Annotated in this window: 16 protein-coding genes and 2 tRNA genes; 9 read left to right on the top strand and 9 right to left on the bottom strand. The window is 44.6% G+C overall.

Annotated features, from left to right (window positions below; all coding sequences use genetic code 11):
- Positions 1-499: 499 nt before the first annotated feature.
- The 6 genes from L4D78_RS12700 to L4D78_RS12675 all read right to left on the bottom strand — a co-directional run bounded on the left by L4D78_RS12700 (position 500) and on the right by L4D78_RS12675 (position 3492).
- On the bottom strand, positions 500-718 hold the full coding sequence (locus L4D78_RS12700; protein WP_428467261.1) for a hypothetical protein: 219 nt from the start codon (positions 716-718) through the stop codon (positions 500-502).
- Between the two features lie 104 nt (positions 719-822).
- Positions 823-2268, bottom strand: a complete 1446-nt coding sequence (locus tag L4D78_RS12695) for an aminotransferase-like domain-containing protein (RefSeq protein WP_428467260.1) — start codon at positions 2266-2268, stop codon at positions 823-825.
- A 185-nt stretch (positions 2269-2453) separates the two neighbouring features.
- A tRNA-Leu gene (locus tag L4D78_RS12690) sits at positions 2454-2538 on the bottom strand.
- 179 nt (positions 2539-2717) lie between these two features.
- Positions 2718-2802: transfer RNA gene (locus tag L4D78_RS12685), tRNA-Leu, on the bottom strand.
- Positions 2803-2941: 139 nt separating this feature from the next.
- Positions 2942-3292, bottom strand: coding sequence for a hypothetical protein (locus L4D78_RS12680; protein ID WP_428467259.1), 351 nt, complete (start codon positions 3290-3292; stop codon positions 2942-2944).
- Positions 3289-3492, bottom strand: coding sequence for a hypothetical protein (locus L4D78_RS12675; protein WP_428467258.1), 204 nt, complete (start codon positions 3490-3492; stop codon positions 3289-3291). The genes L4D78_RS12680 and L4D78_RS12675 overlap by 4 nt, the downstream gene beginning before the upstream one ends.
- Positions 3493-3667: 175 nt before the next feature.
- On the opposite strand from L4D78_RS12675, the gene L4D78_RS12670 reads away from it, so the two are divergent.
- Positions 3668-4162, top strand: coding sequence for an RDD family protein (locus L4D78_RS12670; RefSeq protein ID WP_428467257.1), 495 nt, complete (start codon positions 3668-3670; stop codon positions 4160-4162).
- A 65-nt stretch (positions 4163-4227) separates the two neighbouring features.
- On the opposite strand, the gene lptG is transcribed toward L4D78_RS12670, so the two are convergent.
- Complete coding sequence (lptG, locus tag L4D78_RS12665; protein ID WP_428467256.1) at positions 4228-5298, bottom strand: LPS export ABC transporter permease LptG; 1071 nt, start codon at positions 5296-5298, stop codon at positions 4228-4230.
- A complete protein-coding gene (lptF, locus tag L4D78_RS12660) occupies positions 5298-6398 on the bottom strand; it encodes an LPS export ABC transporter permease LptF (RefSeq protein ID WP_428467255.1) in 1101 nt (366 codons plus the stop codon). The genes lptG and lptF overlap by 1 nt, the downstream gene beginning before the upstream one ends.
- A 194-nt stretch (positions 6399-6592) precedes the next feature.
- Between lptF and pepA the strand changes: the two genes are divergently transcribed.
- The 5 genes from pepA (at position 6593) to L4D78_RS12635 (ending at position 13136) form a co-directional block, all read left to right on the top strand.
- Positions 6593-8101, top strand: a complete 1509-nt coding sequence (gene pepA / locus L4D78_RS12655) for a leucyl aminopeptidase (protein WP_428467254.1) — start codon at positions 6593-6595, stop codon at positions 8099-8101.
- Between the two features lie 51 nt (positions 8102-8152).
- Positions 8153-8605: a DNA polymerase III subunit chi gene (locus L4D78_RS12650; RefSeq protein WP_428467253.1), complete on the top strand. Its 453-nt coding sequence runs from the start codon at positions 8153-8155 to the stop codon at positions 8603-8605.
- A gap of 27 nt (positions 8606-8632) precedes the next feature.
- Positions 8633-11491 (top strand): valine--tRNA ligase, encoded by a 2859-nt coding sequence (locus tag L4D78_RS12645; RefSeq protein ID WP_428467252.1) that lies wholly within the window; start codon positions 8633-8635, stop codon positions 11489-11491.
- 227 nt (positions 11492-11718) lie between these two features.
- Complete coding sequence (locus L4D78_RS12640) at positions 11719-12192, top strand: DUF2061 domain-containing protein (RefSeq protein WP_428467251.1); 474 nt, start codon at positions 11719-11721, stop codon at positions 12190-12192.
- A 38-nt stretch (positions 12193-12230) separates the two neighbouring features.
- Positions 12231-13136: a bifunctional helix-turn-helix transcriptional regulator/GNAT family N-acetyltransferase gene (locus tag L4D78_RS12635; RefSeq protein WP_428467250.1), complete on the top strand. Its 906-nt coding sequence runs from the start codon at positions 12231-12233 to the stop codon at positions 13134-13136.
- Positions 13137-13230: 94 nt separating this feature from the next.
- Here the strand turns inward: L4D78_RS12635 and rraB are convergent, their stop codons facing one another.
- Positions 13231-13629: a ribonuclease E inhibitor RraB gene (gene rraB / locus L4D78_RS12630; protein ID WP_428460718.1), complete on the bottom strand. Its 399-nt coding sequence runs from the start codon at positions 13627-13629 to the stop codon at positions 13231-13233.
- An 859-nt stretch (positions 13630-14488) separates the two neighbouring features.
- Between rraB and L4D78_RS12625 the strand changes: the two genes are divergently transcribed.
- The 3 genes from L4D78_RS12625 (at position 14489) to arcC (ending at position 18860) form a co-directional block, all read left to right on the top strand.
- Positions 14489-15937: a YfcC family protein gene (locus tag L4D78_RS12625; protein WP_428467249.1), complete on the top strand. Its 1449-nt coding sequence runs from the start codon at positions 14489-14491 to the stop codon at positions 15935-15937.
- Positions 15938-16599: 662 nt separating this feature from the next.
- On the top strand, positions 16600-17820 hold the full coding sequence (gene arcA, locus L4D78_RS12620) for an arginine deiminase (RefSeq protein ID WP_428467248.1): 1221 nt from the start codon (positions 16600-16602) through the stop codon (positions 17818-17820).
- A gap of 128 nt (positions 17821-17948) precedes the next feature.
- The gene (arcC, locus tag L4D78_RS12615) at positions 17949-18860 is read left to right on the top strand and encodes a carbamate kinase (protein ID WP_428467247.1); all 912 of its coding nucleotides are present in this window, start codon (positions 17949-17951) and stop codon (positions 18858-18860) included.
- Positions 18861-18919 lie beyond the last annotated feature (59 nt).

Raw genomic sequence — 18919 nt, 5'->3', positions numbered from 1 at the left:
GCCCAACAACGCCCCCGAAGGATTGTTGTTGTCGCTGCCGCTCGACTTGCATGTGTTAGGCCTGCCGCCAGCGTTCAATCTGAGCCATGATCAAACTCTTCAATTAGAATTTTTGTGGTCTCTCGACCGGCTCAACGAATACTGATTGAACATCAATAACTAGAAGCTAGTCATGACATTCGAATTGACTGTGCCAAAATAATTTTCATTATCTTGTATTGGTCACTCAGTTCATTGATAAATCTTTTGACTTAACTTTTTCACGAGTGCCCACACAGATTGCATGGTCAAATTGTTAAAGAACAAACTGACTGGTTAGTGGCTTAAGTTGCCGCTCTCCGTGTCAGTGAGGTCGCATTATAGAGAGTTCGATCGCATTGGCAATAGCAATAATGTAATTATTTCACCAAAACAGCACGACCGCTCAATAGTTGAACACAACAGTCTCGTAGCGTTCATATAAGCAACTAGCACAAGCTCCTTTAAGTATTATTAAGGCTTAATGATTATCGAGTTCATTCAATCTCGTGGCATACCGGATAGCCCATGCACCTACCCCAAACAAAATGAATGGGATCGCTGCAGCGGTATATTCAGTCCATATCTGATTGACGAGTTCTTTTGCAAGTATGACGTGACCGAATACTATTAATAATGCGCAGCCTATAGCCATTAATACCAACTTCACCTCGGCTTTCGTTTTCCTTCTCGTACTCATCACGCATCACTCCCCTCTATATCAAAATTATGTCGCTATAGAGAAGTAAACCATGCAATAAAAAAAGTAAGGTAGAACAGTTGAGGTAAAAAGGCTGAAAACAGTTACTGTGGTGCCGACTGATACTGCCTGAGCAAATTGGCAATAACCCTTAAGGCTTTTTCACTATTATCATCAAAAGGGTAACTGCCATTTATGCGCATACAATGTTTATACTGGCTTTGCGCTGAAAATAACGTACCAGGTGCAATACTAATTTGATGCTTTTCCAGTAGTTCAAATAGCAACTCTGAAGTATCAATAGCAAAAGGTAGAGTTACCCAAAGGAAATAACCGCCCTTGGGTGACGTAATGCTAGTTCCTTCAGGAAAAAAAGCCTCTATTGCTTCTTTTATTCTATATAAACGATGCGCAAGTATTCGTCGAAGCTGCCTTAAATGGTGCTCATACCCACCATTTCTCACATAGTGGGCTAGCACCTGCTGGTTCGGTGTTGCAACAGACAGCGTCGACATAAATTGTAGTTCTTCTATTTGCTTATTGTAGCGACCAGCAATTACCCAACCAACCCGAAACCCTGGAGCTAGACACTTTGAAAATGATGAACAATGCAGAACTAATCCCTTTGTGTCGATAGCCTTCATTGCGGCAGGCTTTTTCTGCCCAAAATAAAGTTCGCCATAAACATCATCTTCAATGATTGGGATCCCTTGCCCCGCTAACAGTTCATATAAAGCTTGCTGCTTTTCAACATTAAGACTAGCCCCTGTTGGATTCTGAAAATGACTCATTAACCAACATGCCTTGATGCTCTGTTGTTCAAGAGCAATAGTCAGCGCATCAATATCAATACCTGAGCATATAGAAGAGGGGATCTCGATAACATTGAGGTGAAGCCGTTCTATTGCTTGAAGTGCACCATAAAAGACGGGAGATTCAACAGCGATAGTATCACCTGGCTTTGTTAAAGCAGCCAAACTCAACCCTAGAGCTTCGGTCGCACCAGAGGTTATTACGATATCGTCAGCACAAACGGTCATACCTTCATTGATATACCGCTGTGCAATTACTCGACGAAGTTCCAAACATCCTGGAGGTAAGTCTGTAATCCCGCTATTAATTGGCATGGTTTTAATAGTACGGCTAAGCAGCCGGCCTAGCGATGGAATAGGGAACAAACTGGGGTCAGGAAAAGCCGAGCCAAACGGGATTACATCAGGTTTTTTAATTGCGCTTAGTACTTCGAAAACATGCCGATTAATTGATATCGCTTGATTAGAAACTTGTATCAGGGGGCGTGATGGTGAAGGCGTTAACTGATTAAAATGCGCTGCGACATAATAACCACTTTGTGGTTTTGCATATATCCAGCCTTCTATTTCTAACTGCTCATAGGCTTTATATACCGTAGCAGGACTGACTGATGCAGTACTGCACATCTTTCGAATCGACGGGATCCGCTCACCTGGCAGCCAACCTTTCTGCCTAATATGATGTTTAACTTGTTCAATAATCGTTGAACTTCGACTAGCAATTTTCAGTTGTGGCAAACCCGTGTTCCCGTAATGAGTTGAGCTTGCAACATACTATACCGAGACATTTAAAATTGATGAGGTCTACCTCAATTCTTTCCACTCAAAATCGCCACATGGAAAGGCAAAGATAAAGGGTAGTAAAAGATTTTCACGTTAGATACAAAAAAGCCCCGACTTTCGTCAGGGCTTGTTTGTGAATATGGTGCCCGAGGACGGACTTGAACCGTCACGCTCGAAAGCAACGGATTTTGAATCCGTCGTGTATACCAATTTCACCACTCGGGCAGATGGGCTCATTATACGGATACCAACTTGATACACAACTGTTTTTCTTCGCTAAAAATGAGAAAAACAGACAACCGATTAATCACCAGCCAATTCGTTTAGTTAAAATACTACCAAGCCTTTCTTTAAGGTTCAGAAACAAAAAAGCCCCGACTTTCGTCAGGGCTTGTTTGTGAATATGGTGCCCGAGGACGGACTTGAACCGTCACGCTCGAAAGCAACGGATTTTGAATCCGTCGTGTATACCAATTTCACCACTCGGGCAGGCTTTTCATTCTACGTATCTATTTTTTCAGTGCAAGCAATAGTGACACAATAAGCCATGCCTTTATATTGTTTGGTCTAATTTTAACCAAGAACCATATAAACAGAGGAGCGATGGAGGCTTAATTCACACTTCAGGTTAGGATAGTCGTTTGAATTGATAAATAAATAGGTATGGCACCACTTTTAGCCAATAACATTTATTAGAAATTGACAGCTTGAGAGGGAATGGCTTCGATAACCAGCCCCGCCGTGGTGTTACGACAATGGTAGCAAGCGAGCTAACAGTGAAGACCAATTGATAGCCTTTTGGTATGTAACATTGCGAGCGCCATTTCAAATTCGGCAGCTGTCGATACAAGACCAAAAACTGACACAACATCATTGAGTCAGACATATCGATAATAAACTGCTGATCTTGAACTGTAATGTGGGCAGAACAACCACCCACCTCAATGGAGAGATCACCATGACACTCTAACATAGTCAATCAAGGTTCCGGCCACGAATACTGATTGAGCCGTTGATTTTCCATACGGAATGTGCAGGTTTATCACCAGCGCCGCTGGGTACACTAATCTCTACATGATCAAGCTCATAAGTCAGCTCGGCATGGCGCTCTGTTAATTTATCATAGAGCGCACCCGCGAGCTCAGGCCAGTTCGTCGTATTACCACCATTATTAGCCATTACTTTCTCCTGCCATTTAACATCAGACATAATTGCCGTGTTAGCAACTGGCTATAACCATAGCTCTCTTACATCTTCTTCCACATCCCATTTTCGAGATAAAGGCAATTCACCGATTCAATGTTAGTTGCTACACTGCTAGCGCAATTTTGACTAACAACGCATTGGACAGAAAGTGAAAAAGAAAAAACAACAGGACGTTAAAACAGAAAAACAATACCCGAGCTTATTTCGTCGTATCGCTGCTTGGGTTTACGACACATTAGTTGTTGCAGCAGTACTCATGCTGGCGGGCGGCGCGGCCATGGGGGTTGCAGCTCTATTGCTCAGCATCGGGGCGTTGGATATTACTGGCTATGAAGATGTTAGTGCCTATATGACGCAGCACCCAGTTGTTGGCTTACTTTATACTGCCTACCTTGCTTTGGCGATTATTGGTTTCTTTGCATTCTTCTGGTGTAAAGCCGGACAAACATTAGGCATGAGGGCATGGAAACTGCGTATTCAGAACAAAGATGGTTCGAACATTCGAATTACGCAGGCGCTCATTCGCTTAGGTACATCGGCTTTCGGCCTTGGTAACTTAATCGTTCCTTTCAGCCAGACCAAACAATCTTTCCAAGATATTATGGCAGAATGTGAAATGGTACAGTTGCCAAAGGTTAACTAACCCCTTCAGTGTTCATATTCAAAATACAAAAAAGGAGTCTTTCGACTCCTTTTTAGATCTTTGCCCTATAGCTTGCGCCGCAGCAAATAAATCGTGAGCAATAAAAAGACCAAACTTGGCCCCAGCGCCCCTATTATGGGATGGAGGCGATAGACGATACTCATTGGGCCAAATACTTCATTTGAAATATAGAATGTAAAACCGAAAATCACGCCAGATAAGACCCTAGCCCCCATCGTCACAGATCGCAATGGACCAAAAACAAATGACAAGGCGAGTAACATCATCACCGCAATAGACACGGGTTGTAAGGCTTTACGCCAAAACGCCAACTCATAGCGAGATGCATCTTGTTTCGAGTCTTTCAAATAGGTTACGTAATCATACACCCCTGACAACGCTAGCTCTTCAGGCTTTACTGTTACCACCGCTAATTTATCTGGCGACAATGTTGTCTGCCAAGGCTTCACTGACATGATTTCATTACTTTGCTGTGATTCACCAATCGTTGTGACAGTAACATCTTGTAGCAACCAACCTTGCTGTTCATCATGAATGGCTGACTCAGCAAAAGTCGATTGGGTTAAGGTTTCTTTATCATCAAAAGTCCAAATATTGATGCCATAAAGTTCTTTTTGCTCATGCACCCGCGCGATATAAATAAAATCATTATTATCTTTTGCCCATACCCCTCGTTGGACTGACAACATATTGCCGCCAGATGTCCATAACGCACGTAATTCGCGAGCGGCTTTTTGAGCTTCTGGGGCACCCCACTGTCCTAGCAAAGTGATCATTAACATTAATGGCACTGCCGTTTTTAAAACGGATAAACCAATATCAAGCTTTGAAAAGCCTGCGGCCTGCATAACCACCAGCTCAGAACTGGATGCCAGCATACCCAGCCCGATCAATGCACCGAGTAATACCGCCATAGGAAAAAACATTTCGATATCACGGGGCATGCTCAGTAAGACATAAATTAATGCTTTCCAGAGGTCGAATGTCCCTTCACCAACCTTTCGTAATTGCTCTACATACTTAATGATGGCAGAAAGGCCAACCAAGGTTGATAGCGTTAACGCCGATGTCGAGATAATCGTTCGGCCAATGTATAAATCCAGAATTTTAAACATTAACCGCGTCTCCGAAACTTATCTCTAAAGACCCTTACCGGAAGGGTATCCCATGTATTTAACGCGATAGCAATAATGAGCATTACCACATTGATTGCCCACAGGCCGACGCCTGATGACAAACTACCATCTTCAACCGCTGACTTCGCGGCGCTGATTGCCAGAAAGTAAGTGAGGTACAGGAGAACAGCTGGTACCAATTTAGCAAAACGTCCTTGCCGTGGGTTCACCGCTGACAACGGTACAACGACCATGGTCAATAACGGTATCGCAATAACAAGAGACATTCGCCACTGGAATTCAGCTTTTGCCGCCAACTCGGGCCGCTGCATTAACTCGAATGTCGGTAACGCATCCCAGTCTCGTTTAGCCTCACGTACCGCACGTTGCCCTATCAATGCCTGGTAATCATCAAAGTCGGTGATGGAGTAATCCAACCGCGTTGGAATACCTTCGTAGCGTGTGCCCTCTTTTAAATCGAGCACTTGACGACCATCATTCAGCTCGCTGACATACCCTCGGTCAGAAACAAGCACACTAGGACGCAGGGTATCTCGGGCCTCCAATTGAGCAACAAATACCTTGTCCAAACGGCTACCACCATCGGTAATATCATTGACAAAGACAACCGCTTTACCGTCAGGCGACTCCCTAAATTGCCCCTTAACCAACAACTCTAAACCTGAGTCCGCTTTAACTTGCTCCATCAGCTGCTCAGTTTTTGCCACTGTCCATGGCGCGAGCCATAGCGCATTAAACGCAGCGATCCCCCCAGTAATAATTGCCAACCACAAAGCCGCTTGGATCAGAAACTTGTTCCCGATCCCCGTTGCATTCATAACGGTAATTTCACTTTCAGCGTACAATCGCCCGAACGTCAGTAAAATACCGATATATAAACTCAAAGGCAGCATCAGCAATGCCATTGACGGCATGTACAGTCCTAGCAGCGTCACAATGAGATCACTGGGGATCGAGCCTTCGGTAGCATCTGCTAGAATGCGAATAAACTTTTGACTAATAAAGACAAGAAAGAGAACAAAAAGCACCGCAAATTGGCTCTTTAATGTCTCTCGCGTCAAATACCTAACAATAATCACGCTTTATTTACCCATAGAAAACTTGTTTTTTTATCGGAATCACTATAATTTTTCGGTTAATTAGTTATTTTTTAATCTTTCGGTTAATTGTTAACCTGTACTTTAATCCTATACCGAATCTACGGTCCAGCAAGTAAGTGCGGTATTATCTAACATTTAGCTTTAATTGTCTTTAATAGGATGTAGGAGTACGCATGGAGTTCAGTGTAAAAAGTGGCAGCCCCGAAAAACAACGCAGTGCCTGTATTGTCGTCGGAGTCTTTGAACCACGTCGCCTTTCTCCAATTGCCGAGCAACTCGACAAAATCAGCGACGGCTATATTAGCTCACTACTACGCCGCGGTGACCTTGAAGGTAAACCGGGCCAAATGCTGTTACTTCACCACGTACCAAATGTATTATCAGAGCGTGTGCTACTGGTTGGTTGTGGTAAAGAACGCGAGCTTGATGAACGCCAGTACAAGCAGATTATCAAAAAAACCATCAGCACCCTTAATGAAACGGGTTCAATGGAAGCAGTGTGTTTCTTAACTGAACTGCATGTTAAAGGTCGCGATACTTATTGGAAAGTTCGTCAAGCTGTCGAAACGACCAAAGACAGCCTTTATACCTTCGACCAATTCAAGAGTAGCAAACCAGAGACGCGTCGACCTCTTCGAAAGTTAGTATTTAATGTACCCACTCGCCGTGAGCTTTCTTTAGGTGAGCGTGCAATTTCACATGGCCTAGCTGTTGCCTCAGGCGTAAAAGCAGGTAAAGACCTCGGTAATATGCCTCCAAACGTGGCAAACCCTGCTTACCTTGCGTCACAAGCTCGCCGCTTAGCTGACGACTTTGATACAGTTAGCACGAAGATCATTGGCGAGCAAGAAATGAAAGAGCTCGGCATGACATCGTACCTTGCGGTCGGTCAAGGGTCGAAAAACGAAGCCATGATGTCGGTGATCGAATACAAAGGCAATCCAGACTCTAACGCCAAGCCTATCGTACTCATTGGTAAAGGCCTAACGTTTGACTCAGGTGGTATTTCAATTAAGCCGTCCGCTCAAATGGATGAGATGAAATACGACATGTGTGGTGCTGCCACAGTGTTTGGTGCGATGAAGTCACTCGCTAAACTAAACTTACCGATTAACGTGGTGGGTATTTTAGCAGGTTGTGAAAATATGCCTGGTGGCAATGCATACCGTCCGGGTGACATCTTAACAACCATGTCGGGCCAGACAGTTGAAGTATTGAATACCGACGCTGAAGGCCGCTTGGTACTGTGTGATGCACTCACGTATGTAGAGCGTTTTGAACCTGAATGCGTGGTGGATGTCGCAACACTAACGGGAGCTTGTGTTGTGGCTCTGGGTAATCACATCAGTGGCCTATTATCGAATCACAACCCGTTGGCCCATGAGTTGATCAATGCATCAGAGCAAGCCGGTGACCGTGCATGGCGTCTACCAATGGCAGACGAGTACCAAGAGCAACTCGCAAGCCCATTTGCTGATATGGCAAATCTTGGCTCTCCGGGTGCAGGCACCATCACGGCGGGTTGTTTCTTGTCTCGTTTCACTAAGAAGTACAACTGGGCGCACTTAGATATCGCCGGTACTGCTTGGGTCGGCGGCAAGGCAAAAGGAGCAACAGGACGCCCTGTCCCATTGCTTGTCCAATTTTTGCTAAATCGATCTGGCCTAGAAAACGTCGAATAATAACGACATCAAGAGGGCCAAATGGCCCTCTTGTTTTATAGAGTATTCCTGATGACCCATGCTACCTTTTATATAGTCGATGAAAAGCATCTTGCCGTTGATAGTGACTATCAGCTGCATTTTGCTTGCCATTATGCGGTCATGAGTTACAAGCAAGGCCACAAAGTCTACCTGCAAGCTGAAAGTAAAAGCCAAGCAGAACAAATAGATGAGTATTTATGGCAACAAGAGCCAGATAACTTTGTACCACACAACCTCATTGGAGAGGGCCCTCGAGGGGGATCTCCCGTTGAGATTGGTTGGCCGGGTCGCCGGCACAGCGGCCGCCGTGGTGTTTTGATTAATTTGGCGCAAGATGCAGCAAATTTTGCCGTAACCTTCTCACAAGTGGTAGACTTCGTCCCTTGCGACGAAAAGCTCAAGCAATTGGCACGCGAACGCTATAAAGCGTATCGTCAAGCTGGTATCCAGCTACAAACAGCCACTGCCCCTGAGACGCCCTAATTCCACATAGATCCTTCTAAGAGCGCTATGGAAAAGACATACAACCCACAATCAATTGAACAGGCGCTATATCAGCGCTGGGAAGAGGCTGGTTACTTCAAGCCTCACGGTGATACATCAAAAGATGCTTACAGCATCATGATCCCACCGCCAAACGTCACAGGTAGCCTACACATGGGCCACGCATTTCAGGATACCATCATGGATACCCTGATCCGTTGTGAGCGAATGAAAGGTAAAAACACCCTATGGCAAGTCGGTACTGACCACGCAGGTATCGCGACCCAGATGGTTGTGGAGCGTAAGATCGCAGCCGAAGAAGGCAAAACTAAGCATGACTACGGTCGTGATGCGTTCATCGACAAAATCTGGGAATGGAAAGCAGAGTCGGGTGGTAATATCACTCAACAGCTTCGCCGCCTAGGTGCATCAGTCGATTGGGAGCGTGAACGCTTTACAATGGACGACGGCCTGTCGAATGCCGTGCAAGAAGTCTTTGTTCGTTTATTCGAAGACGACCTAATTTACCGTGGTAAGCGCCTCGTGAACTGGGATCCAAAACTACACACAGCCATTTCAGATCTAGAAGTTGAAAATAAAGACAAGAAAGGCTTTATGTGGCATTTCCGCTACCCGCTTGCGGATGGCGTAAAAACAGCAGACGGTAAAGACTACATCGTTGTTGCAACGACACGTCCAGAAACCATGCTGGGTGATACTGGTGTTGCAGTAAACCCAGAAGATCCACGCTACAAAGATCTGATCGGTAAAGAAATCCTGCTACCAATCGTTGGCCGTCGCATCCCTATCGTGGGCGATGAGCACGCTGATATGGAAAAAGGCACTGGTTGTGTAAAAATCACCCCTGCGCACGATTTCAACGACTACGAAGTAGGCAAGCGTCACAGCCTACCGATGATCAATATCCTAACCTTCAACGCAGACATTCGTGATGCGGCTGAAGTCTTCACTACAAATGGTGAAGCAAGCGATGCATACAGCACAGAGCTACCAGAAAAATACCACGGCATGGAGCGTTTCGCTGCCCGTAAAGCGGTTGTTGCTGAACTGGATGAGCTAGGTCTACTAGAAGAAATTAAAGATCACGATCTAACCGTACCTTACGGCGACCGTGGTGGCGTGGTTATCGAACCAATGCTAACTGACCAGTGGTACGTACGTGCTGCACCGCTAGCCGAAACAGCAACAAAAGCTGTTGAAGACGGTGAAATCCAATTCGTTCCTAAGCAATACGAAAACATGTACTTCTCTTGGATGCGTGATATTCAAGATTGGTGTATCTCTCGCCAGCTTTGGTGGGGTCACCGTATCCCAGCTTGGTACGACAACGACGGTAAAGTCTATGTCGGCCGTACAGAAGAAGAAGTACGTGCTAACAACAACCTAGCCCCGGTAGTTGTTCTACGCCAAGACGATGATGTACTTGATACATGGTTCTCTTCTGCATTGTGGACATTCGGTACCCAAGGCTGGCCTGAGCAAACTGAAGACCTAAAAACCTTCCACCCGTCAGATGTACTGGTAACTGGTTTTGACATCATCTTCTTCTGGGTTGCCCGCATGATCATGATGACCATGTACTTCTGTAAAGATGAAAACGGCAAGCCACAAGTACCATTCAAGACTGTTTACGTAACGGGTTTGATCCGTGATGAAAACGGCGACAAGATGTCTAAGTCGAAAGGTAATGTTCTTGACCCAATCGACATGATTGACGGTATTGGCCTAGAAGATCTTGTAGAAAAGCGCTGTGGCAACATGATGCAGCCAAAGCTTGCTGCTAAGATCGAAAAGCAAACTCGTAAGACATTCGAAGGTGGTATTGAAGCCTACGGTACTGACGCATTACGCTTTACGCTAGCGGCAATGGCATCAACGGGTCGTGATATCAACTGGGACATGAAACGCCTTGAAGGTTACCGTAACTTCTGTAATAAGTTATGGAACGCAAGCCGTTACGTACTGATGAACACAGAAGATCAAGACTGTGGCATGGCTGGCGGTGAGATGGAATTCTCACTGGCAGACAAGTGGATCGAATCTCAATTTGAGCTTGCGGCTAAAGATTTCAACACGCATATCGATAACTTCCGCCTAGATATGGCGGCTGGTACAATTTACGAGTTTATCTGGAACCAATTCTGTGACTGGTACCTAGAGCTAACGAAACCGGTTCTGTGGAAAGGTACAGAAGCTCAGCAGCGTGCAACACGCCATACTCTGATCACCGTACTAGAAAAGACATTACGTCTTGCTCACCCAGTACTGCCTTACATCACCGAGTCTATCTGGCAGAGCGTTAAGCCGTTGGTTAACGGTGTCGAAGGTGAAACCATCATGACTCAGGCTTTACCTCAGTTTGATGAAGCAAACTTCAATGCTGACGTTGTGGCTGATCTTGAATGGGTGAAAGCCTTTATCTCAAGCATCCGTAACCTACGTGCCGAATACGACATCGCACCAAGCAAAGGCTTGGATGTAATGCTGAAAGTGGCAGACGAAAACGATGCAGCTCGTATCCAAGCTAACGAAATCGTTCTGATCTCTCTGGCTAAACTGGATAGCATCAAAGTCTTGGCTGATGGCGAAACAACACCAGCTTGTGCTACGGCACTAGTAGGTAAATCTGAACTGATGATCCCTATGGCGGGTCTAATCAACAAAGATGCAGAGCTTGCACGTTTAGATAAAGAAGTCGCTAAAATCCAAGGTGAGATCAAACGCATCGAAGGAAAGCTAGGTAACGAAGGTTTCGTTGCTAAAGCACCGGAAGCTGTTATCGAAAAAGAACGTGAAAAACTGACTGGCTACCAAGACACCTTAGTGAAACTGGAAGCACAGAAAGTAACGATCGCGGCACTGTAATTTTTAGCTTCACCCTTGCTTAAAAAAGCTGGCGAACCTTCGCCAGCTTTTTTTATATTCGTTGTTTCACCATCAATATCCCCTCTCTTACCTACACGCCCAAATAGATGATTATGCAGCTCTGTTTCGCTTATCAATAAGCCCTAGCTATCACATTGATTGGCCACAACAGTTGCAAATGATAATTATTATCATTAATATAAAGTCATCAACTAGGGAGACCATTTATGAAAAAGACTATCAGCTTCGCTATCATTCATTTTACTGTTGCTTTTACCGTCGCCTACCTACTAACAGGTGACATGCTTATTGGTAGCTTGATTGCAATGATTGAGCCGATGGTCAACACCGTAGCTTTCTATTTCCATGAAAAAGCGTGGCAAAGCAAACGGCTACTTCGTTCACAATTTAACAACCCAGGTCGCAAAACTATTAGCTTTGCCGTAGTGCATTTCAGCGTTGCCTTTACCGTCGTGTACTTGCTAACTGGTGATATCTTCATTGGCAGCATCATGGCAATGATTGAGCCTTGTATTAATACCGTAGCTTATTACTTTCATGAGCGCGTCTGGCAACAGAAAAGCGCCCAGCATGCTGCGAAAGAAGCGCTGCAGCATTTAGCTTGCCACCACCATGAACTTCAACAATGTGCAGAAGAAGTTGCAGAAACACCCGTTGACAAGGTTGCGATAAACAACTAAATTTAATTGCACTACACAACTAATTAAGTGCGATATTGATGGATGCTTCAACCTTACGTGCCCAATCACGCCAGCTAGTTCGCGAGTTGGGCTTGCTTGACCACCAATGTGGTGATCTTGCCATTACCCCAGTACAAGCCCATGCGCTTATCGAACTTGAACAAGATTCGCTTACCATCAACCAGATGGCAGAGCGACTTAAAGTCGATAAATCAAATGCTAGCCGAACAAACGCCAGCCTACTCAACGCTGGTTATGTTGAAGTGAAAGTCGACTCTAACGATCGTCGTAAGCAAGTCTCGTCACTCACACCTTTAGGCCAGCAAGTTCTCAAACAGCTCAATTTAGGCCTAAACCAGCACGTTAATCAATTTATTGAGCAGCTTGATAGTGATGAGGTGGCACAATTAGCCACCAGCTTAAATCGCTATACCAAAGCCATTACAGCCAGTCGGCAACAACAAGGTTACACCTTAAGGCTATTAACCCCTCAAGATAATGCCAGCATGGCGGCAGTCGTTCGCCGCGTATCAGCAGAGTATGGCTTAACACCGGATAAAGGGTATGGCGTTTCTGATCCGACACTGGATGATTTAAGCTTGGTCTATGCCGGAGAGAACACTGCTTTTTGGGTTGTAGAGAAAGACAATCGTATTCTTGGGGGGGGAGGGATTGCTCCGTTGTCAGGGGAAGAAAATGTTTGTGAGCTACAAAAAATGTACTTTTTACCTGAATTGAGAGGTAAAGGCTTTGCCCGTCGTATCGCAACGACAGCGTTAAAATTTGCTCGCCAAAAACATTTTACTGCCTGTTACCTTGAAACGACAGCCAGCCTTAAAGAAGCCATTTATTTGTATGAATCGCTTGGCTTTAAACATATCACACATGCAATGGGAAACACTGGCCATGATGCATGTGAGATCAGGATGTTGAAGGTGTTATAAGTGCAGATAACCTCTTTTTATCGCCATGATTGAGGATTTTACGTAATAAAAAAGCTGGCATAAGCCAGCTTTTCAAACTTCAGAGCCAAGGATATTACTCCTCGTCTTCATGCTCTTCTTCGTCATCTTCGCCCGATTCGAAGTAAGTACCCCAACCGTCGTAATCAATATTGTGCTTGTCAGCGAGATGGATCAATTTTTCAGCTTGCTCGTCAAGAAGCTCTGCTTTCAGTGCAGATGACATAACAGCATCGAAACAAACAACTTTACCGCCACCGTCTTCAGGAGCAAGTTCTAGTTCTTCTGCTTCTTGAACTTCGAAGCCCATTTTAAATGCTTCTACTGCCGCACCTTCCAGCTCTTCAAACGTATCTGCTGAGAAGTGATGTTCAATGGTGTAAAGTGCATCAGGATCGCTTTCATCTTCTAGCAACGCGGCAATAATGTCGCGAGTCTCTTCCTTCTGCTCTTCAATCAGTTCTGCAATAGACATGGGGTAACTCCACCTATGGAATAAATTTGATCGCAAATATCGCACGGATTGCCATGAATTTCCATGGCTATTAACACCTAACTTGAAACTTGATATTTATCAAAAGAACATCAAATTCCATTATTCGATCTATTGATTATAAGAATGAATAATATTCCCGGTTATGCACGCTTGATGAATAGGAAAATCAGACCTGTATTACATTCTAAATGTGTACAGTTTCCGCTTTCCCCTAAGAGATCCCGTATTCGCACGATTCAATATTGACCGCTATATATGACATCCGTGCCAAAAAAGCCAAATAGCATATCCATCCATTAATAATAGTGAAATACCCTCACCGCACTATACGGGCATCTGATTGGTAAATTTTAGTGCTAAAAAAGTGTGAACAATACCAAAGTTAAACCTCGCTCATCAGAATAAGATTCCCTTGCAACAAACAAAAGAGCCGCAGCAAAGACTGTTGGCCAACACACTATACGAGAGATACGATCATGAGTAACTTCTACCTCGGCCATAGGCCAAGGCGTCAACGGCGCAGTCTGTTACGCCCCCCCTGTAGAGCACTCATCTATTTGACCACGGTGAAAGATAACATTGGTAATTTCGGTGTTCCCGTTACCGCCAACCACCAGCCAAATAATGAGTACTTAAGCCTAACCCCTCACCACGATTTGGCATCGCTCTCCAATCTGCATTAGCAGTAGAGAACGAGCACTACAACTTTTAGTCTTTACCTGACTTGGCGCTAGCGACTGTAACCGCTGGCCATGCAGACAGCTTTGCCATGTCTAAATTAAGGCTCGGTAGATGTAACCCTTACAGTAAAAACAGCGGTAAGGGCAAGGAGATAATAATGACAACCGAAACTGTTAAAACAGAAGAGAAAGGTGGCTTCTTCGCTAACTTGAAGTTCCCTTCAGCCTATACCATCTTATTTGGCTTAATTGCATTTGTAGCATTACTGACTTGGATCGTACCTGCAGGCCAGTACGATCGGGTGATGAATGAAGAGCTCGGACGCGAAGTGCCTGTTACTGGCACTTACCAATCTGTAGAAAGCAACCCGCAAGGCATTGTGGATGTTCTTATTGCACCCATTGATGGGTTTTATGATCACAATACCTACGAAGCAGCGGCTATCGACGTTTCTTTGTTTATTTTGGTTATTGGTGGCTTTCTTGGCCTCGTGACCAAAACAGGTGCAATCGATGCAGGTATTGAACGAGTAACAGCCCGCTTACACGGTCGAGAAGAATTAATGATCCCGATCCTGATGGCGCTTTTTGCCGCAGGGGGAACAATTTATGGTATGGCTGAAGAATCACTACCATTCTATACCTTATTAGTACCAGTCATGATGGCTGCTCGTTTTGACCCAGTGGTCGCAGCAGCAACGGTACTACTCGGGGCGGGTATTGGTACGCTTGGCTCAACGATTAACCCATTCGCCACGGTTATTGCCGCCAATGCAGCAGGTATCCCGTTCACTGACGGCATCATGTTGCGTGTTGGTATGCTTGCCATCGGCTGGGTTATTTGTGTTGGCTATGTCATGCGTTATGCCAAAATGGTTCGTGCAGATAAAACCAAATCGATCGTGTTTGATAAGTACGAAGAAAACAAAGCCCATTTCCTAAGCAACCAATCAGGTGAAATGCTCGAGTTTACAACGACGCGTAAAGTGATTTTGGCTATCTTTGCAGCATCATTTGGCATCATGATTTATGGTGTAGCAGTCGCTGGTTGGTGGATGGCCGAAATTTCAGGCATGTTCTTAGCAGCTACAATCATAATCGGCTTAATTGCCCGTATGAGTGAAGAAGAGTTCACCACAAGTTTCATTGATGGTGCCCGTGATTTACTCGGCGTTGCACTGATCATCGGTATTGCTCGTGGTATCGTGGTGATTATGGATCGCGGTATGATCACCGATACGATTCTAAATTCAGCCGAACACGCAGTAACAGGGTTGTCATCCATCGTCTTTATCAACGTGATGTACTGGCTTGAAATATTACTGTCTTTCCTTGTGCCATCATCATCTGGTTTGGCCGTACTTACCATGCCAATAATGGCACCATTAGCTGACTTCGCAGGTGTCGGACGCGATCTCGTCGTTACCGCTTATCAGTCAGCCTCGGGCATTGTTAACCTCGTAACACCGACTTCTGCCGTTGTTATGGGTGGGCTAGCGATTGCAAAAGTACCCTACGTGCGTTGGGTGAAGTGGGTAGCACCGCTACTGGGTATTCTTACCGTACTTATCATGGTTATGCTCAGCGTGGGTGTAATGATCGGATAATCTAATCGCAAATAGAGCAATACACCGCTCTATTTTATCGCGATACCATTTTAAAGCCGCCGCTTCTGGCGGTTTTTTTTTAATTTAACACCAACGGTAAAAATATAATTACCAATTAATAAAACGCTTAACCTTATAATTTAAAATCAATATCACTCACAAATAAAATAATATGTAACGTATGATAACCTCTTATATCCCTTCCAAATGAAACCTCTATAAAAGTCTAACTTCAAATAAAAAAGAAAAATATTTGTTACTAACGCAATAACATTCCAATTTATTTTATATAGACAAACACTTTTAATGCATAAGATTGATAAATCAACATTTACGCTACACAGGGGAATATGCATAAACTTCCCAAACAAACAACCAAACCACTATTAAACATGAACTTACCTAAAACAAAGCATTTAAAAATCAAATGGGCCACATAAAAACCCATACATATAAATCAACACAAAATGAATTAAAAATGTTAATAAAACCCAACTCATAGGTTGCGATGATAATAATAAAAATGTGATGGAACTCTAAGACTCTCAGGCACCACAGGGTAAAATAAATACCAGATACGAAAGCGAAGAAATAAAAATATCAACTTCGCAACAAATAAATAAAGCCAAAAATATGGCAACAAAATAAAGAGAGATACGATCATGAGTAAGTTCTATGTAGGTTCTGAAATAGGCCAACTACGCCGCGTTCTTGTTCACCGTCCGGAGAGAGCTCTAACTCACCTAACGCCATCGAACTGTCACGAATTATTATTCGATGATGTGCTAGCCGTTGAACGCGCAGGTGAAGAGCATGATGTGTTTGCCAATACCTTACGTGAGCAAGGCGTTGAAGTGTTACTACTTGGCGACCTACTGGCTGATACGCTTGCAGTACCTGATGCAAAAGATTGGCTGCTAAACACTCAGGTATCTGACTACCGCCTAGGCAAAGCATTTGCAAATGATGTTCGCTGCTTCTTGGCAGATCTCCCACACAAAGAGCTGTCTTCTATTCTCTTGGGTGGCCTAAGCTATGCAGAATTACCGGTTCAATCGTCTTCTATGATGCAAGGCATACACGAGCCTACAGATTTCATTATTGAACCATTGCCAAACCACCTATTTACTCGCGATACCTCCTGCTGGGTATATGGCGGGGTATCAATCAACCCAATGGCAAAAGCAGCTCGCCAACGTGAAACAAACCATGTTCGCGCTATTTACCGCTGGCACCCAACCTTCGCAGGCCAAGACTTCGTTAAGTACTTTGGCGACGAAGAAAAGATTTACGACAACTCAACCATTGAAGGCGGTGATGTACTGGTTATCGGTAAAGGCGCAGTCTTAATTGGTATGTCAGAGCGCACAACACCGCAGGGTGTTGAGCAACTCGCTTCTAGCCTATTCAAACACGGCGAAGCAAAACAAGTAATTGCGATGCAGCTACCTAAGCACCGCTCTTGCATGCACCTAGACACCGTAATGACTCACATGCGTGAAGACACTTTCTCGGTTTACCCTGAAGTTGTGCGTAAAGACGTACAGTGCTGGAGCCTAACCGGTGATCAATCTGGCGCGGTAAATGTGAAGGAAGAAGGTTACTTCGTCACAGCAATCGAAAAAGCACTCGGCCTTGATCAATTAAACCTGATCACGACTGGTGGTGACAGCTTCGAAGCAGAACGTGAACAATGGAACGATGCCAACAATGTTCTAACAGTGAAACCAGGCGTGGTTATAGGTTACGAACGTAACACTTACACTAACGAGAAATACGACAAAGCAGGTATCACTGTTCTACCAATCCCAGGAGATGAACTAGGCCGTGGCCGTGGTGGTGCTCGCTGCATGAGCTGCCCAATCGAACGTGACGGTATCTAATTACCACGTTAAAGATCAAAGAATGGCCGGTCTAACCGCCGGCCACACAACAGAACAACATCTCAGAATCTAAAGGCTTAAGCCGACTAAATAATAAGACTGAGAGTAAAACCAAGAGAGACGATCACATGACTAAGCAAACAGTTGTAGTTGCATTGGGGGGTAACGCCCTACTTCGCCGTGGTGAACCACTAGAGGCGGATACCCAGCGTCAAAATATCGCCAAGGCAGCACAAACAATCGCAGCCATTGGTAAGGCATACAATGTAGTACTCGTTCATGGTAACGGCCCACAAGTTGGCTTACTGGCATTGCAAGGACTGGAGTATAAAAAAGTAAACCCATATCCATTGGATGTACTGGGTTCAGAAACACAAGGCATGATTGGTTACATGCTAATGCAAGAATTGAAAAATCTTCTGCCAGAACAAGAAGTGTCTTGCATGCTGACCCAGATGACGGTTGATCCTAACGATCCTGCTTTTACCGACCCAACCAAGCCCATTGGCCCGGTCTATGAAGAAGCAGAAGCGCGTGAAATGGCAGAAAAATACCACTGGACAGTCAAACCAGATGGCCAATATTTCCGCCGCGTCGTGCCAAGCCCACTGCCAACAGGTATTGTCGAAAGTGATGCCATTAATACCCTAATAAAACAAGAACACTTAGTAATTTGTACCGGTGGTGGTGGCATACCAGTGAAGAAAGAAAATGGCAAATTAATTGGCGTCGAAGCCGTTATCGACAAAGACATGTCTGCGGCCTACTTAGCACAACAGCTTAATGCTGACGCATTACTGATCCTAACCGATGCTGACGCCGTGTACCTCGACTGGGGCACACCAACACAAAAGGCACTTCGTAGTACAACACCGCGCGAACTGTCTCAATATGCCTTTGATGCAGGCTCTATGGGGCCAAAAATTGATGCCTCGTGCGAGTTCATCAAAAAAGGCGGAAGATTAGTCGGCATTGGCGCACTTGAAGATGGTTTAGCCATTCTAAAAGGTGAAGCCGGAACAAATATTATTGCAGAATAAGAGAATACTTATTCACAAGTAATCAATAATACGTTAAAAAATACATATAAAAACCCAAC

The organism is Photobacterium minamisatsumaniensis, from assembly GCF_050336695.1.
Lineage (GTDB): Bacteria > Pseudomonadota > Gammaproteobacteria > Enterobacterales > Vibrionaceae > Photobacterium > Photobacterium minamisatsumaniensis.
The sequence above is the reverse complement of the archived record's forward strand: the minus strand, read 5'-3'. Positions and strand labels throughout refer to the sequence as shown.

What these genes read in the sequence shown, in the direction of transcription:
- L4D78_RS12640 (WP_428467251.1), top strand. Translation starts at nt 11,719, where the DNA reads ATGAAAAAGACTATCAGCTTCGCTATCATTCATTTTACTGTTGCTTTT.
- L4D78_RS12645 (WP_428467252.1), top strand. Translation starts at nt 8,633, where the DNA reads ATGGAAAAGACATACAACCCACAATCAATTGAACAGGCGCTATATCAG.
- lptG (WP_428467256.1), bottom strand. Translation starts at nt 5,298, where the DNA reads ATGTTTAAAATTCTGGATTTATACATTGGCCGAACGATTATCTCGACA.
- L4D78_RS12635 (WP_428467250.1), top strand. Translation starts at nt 12,231, where the DNA reads ATGGATGCTTCAACCTTACGTGCCCAATCACGCCAGCTAGTTCGCGAG.
- L4D78_RS12700 (WP_428467261.1), bottom strand. Translation starts at nt 718, where the DNA reads ATGAGTACGAGAAGGAAAACGAAAGCCGAGGTGAAGTTGGTATTAATG.
- L4D78_RS12675 (WP_428467258.1), bottom strand. Translation starts at nt 3,492, where the DNA reads ATGGCTAATAATGGTGGTAATACGACGAACTGGCCTGAGCTCGCGGGT.
- pepA (WP_428467254.1), top strand. Translation starts at nt 6,593, where the DNA reads ATGGAGTTCAGTGTAAAAAGTGGCAGCCCCGAAAAACAACGCAGTGCC.
- arcC (WP_428467247.1), top strand. Translation starts at nt 17,949, where the DNA reads ATGACTAAGCAAACAGTTGTAGTTGCATTGGGGGGTAACGCCCTACTT.
- arcA (WP_428467248.1), top strand. Translation starts at nt 16,600, where the DNA reads ATGAGTAAGTTCTATGTAGGTTCTGAAATAGGCCAACTACGCCGCGTT.
- rraB (WP_428460718.1), bottom strand. Translation starts at nt 13,629, where the DNA reads ATGTCTATTGCAGAACTGATTGAAGAGCAGAAGGAAGAGACTCGCGAC.
- L4D78_RS12625 (WP_428467249.1), top strand. Translation starts at nt 14,489, where the DNA reads ATGACAACCGAAACTGTTAAAACAGAAGAGAAAGGTGGCTTCTTCGCT.
- L4D78_RS12650 (WP_428467253.1), top strand. Translation starts at nt 8,153, where the DNA reads ATGACCCATGCTACCTTTTATATAGTCGATGAAAAGCATCTTGCCGTT.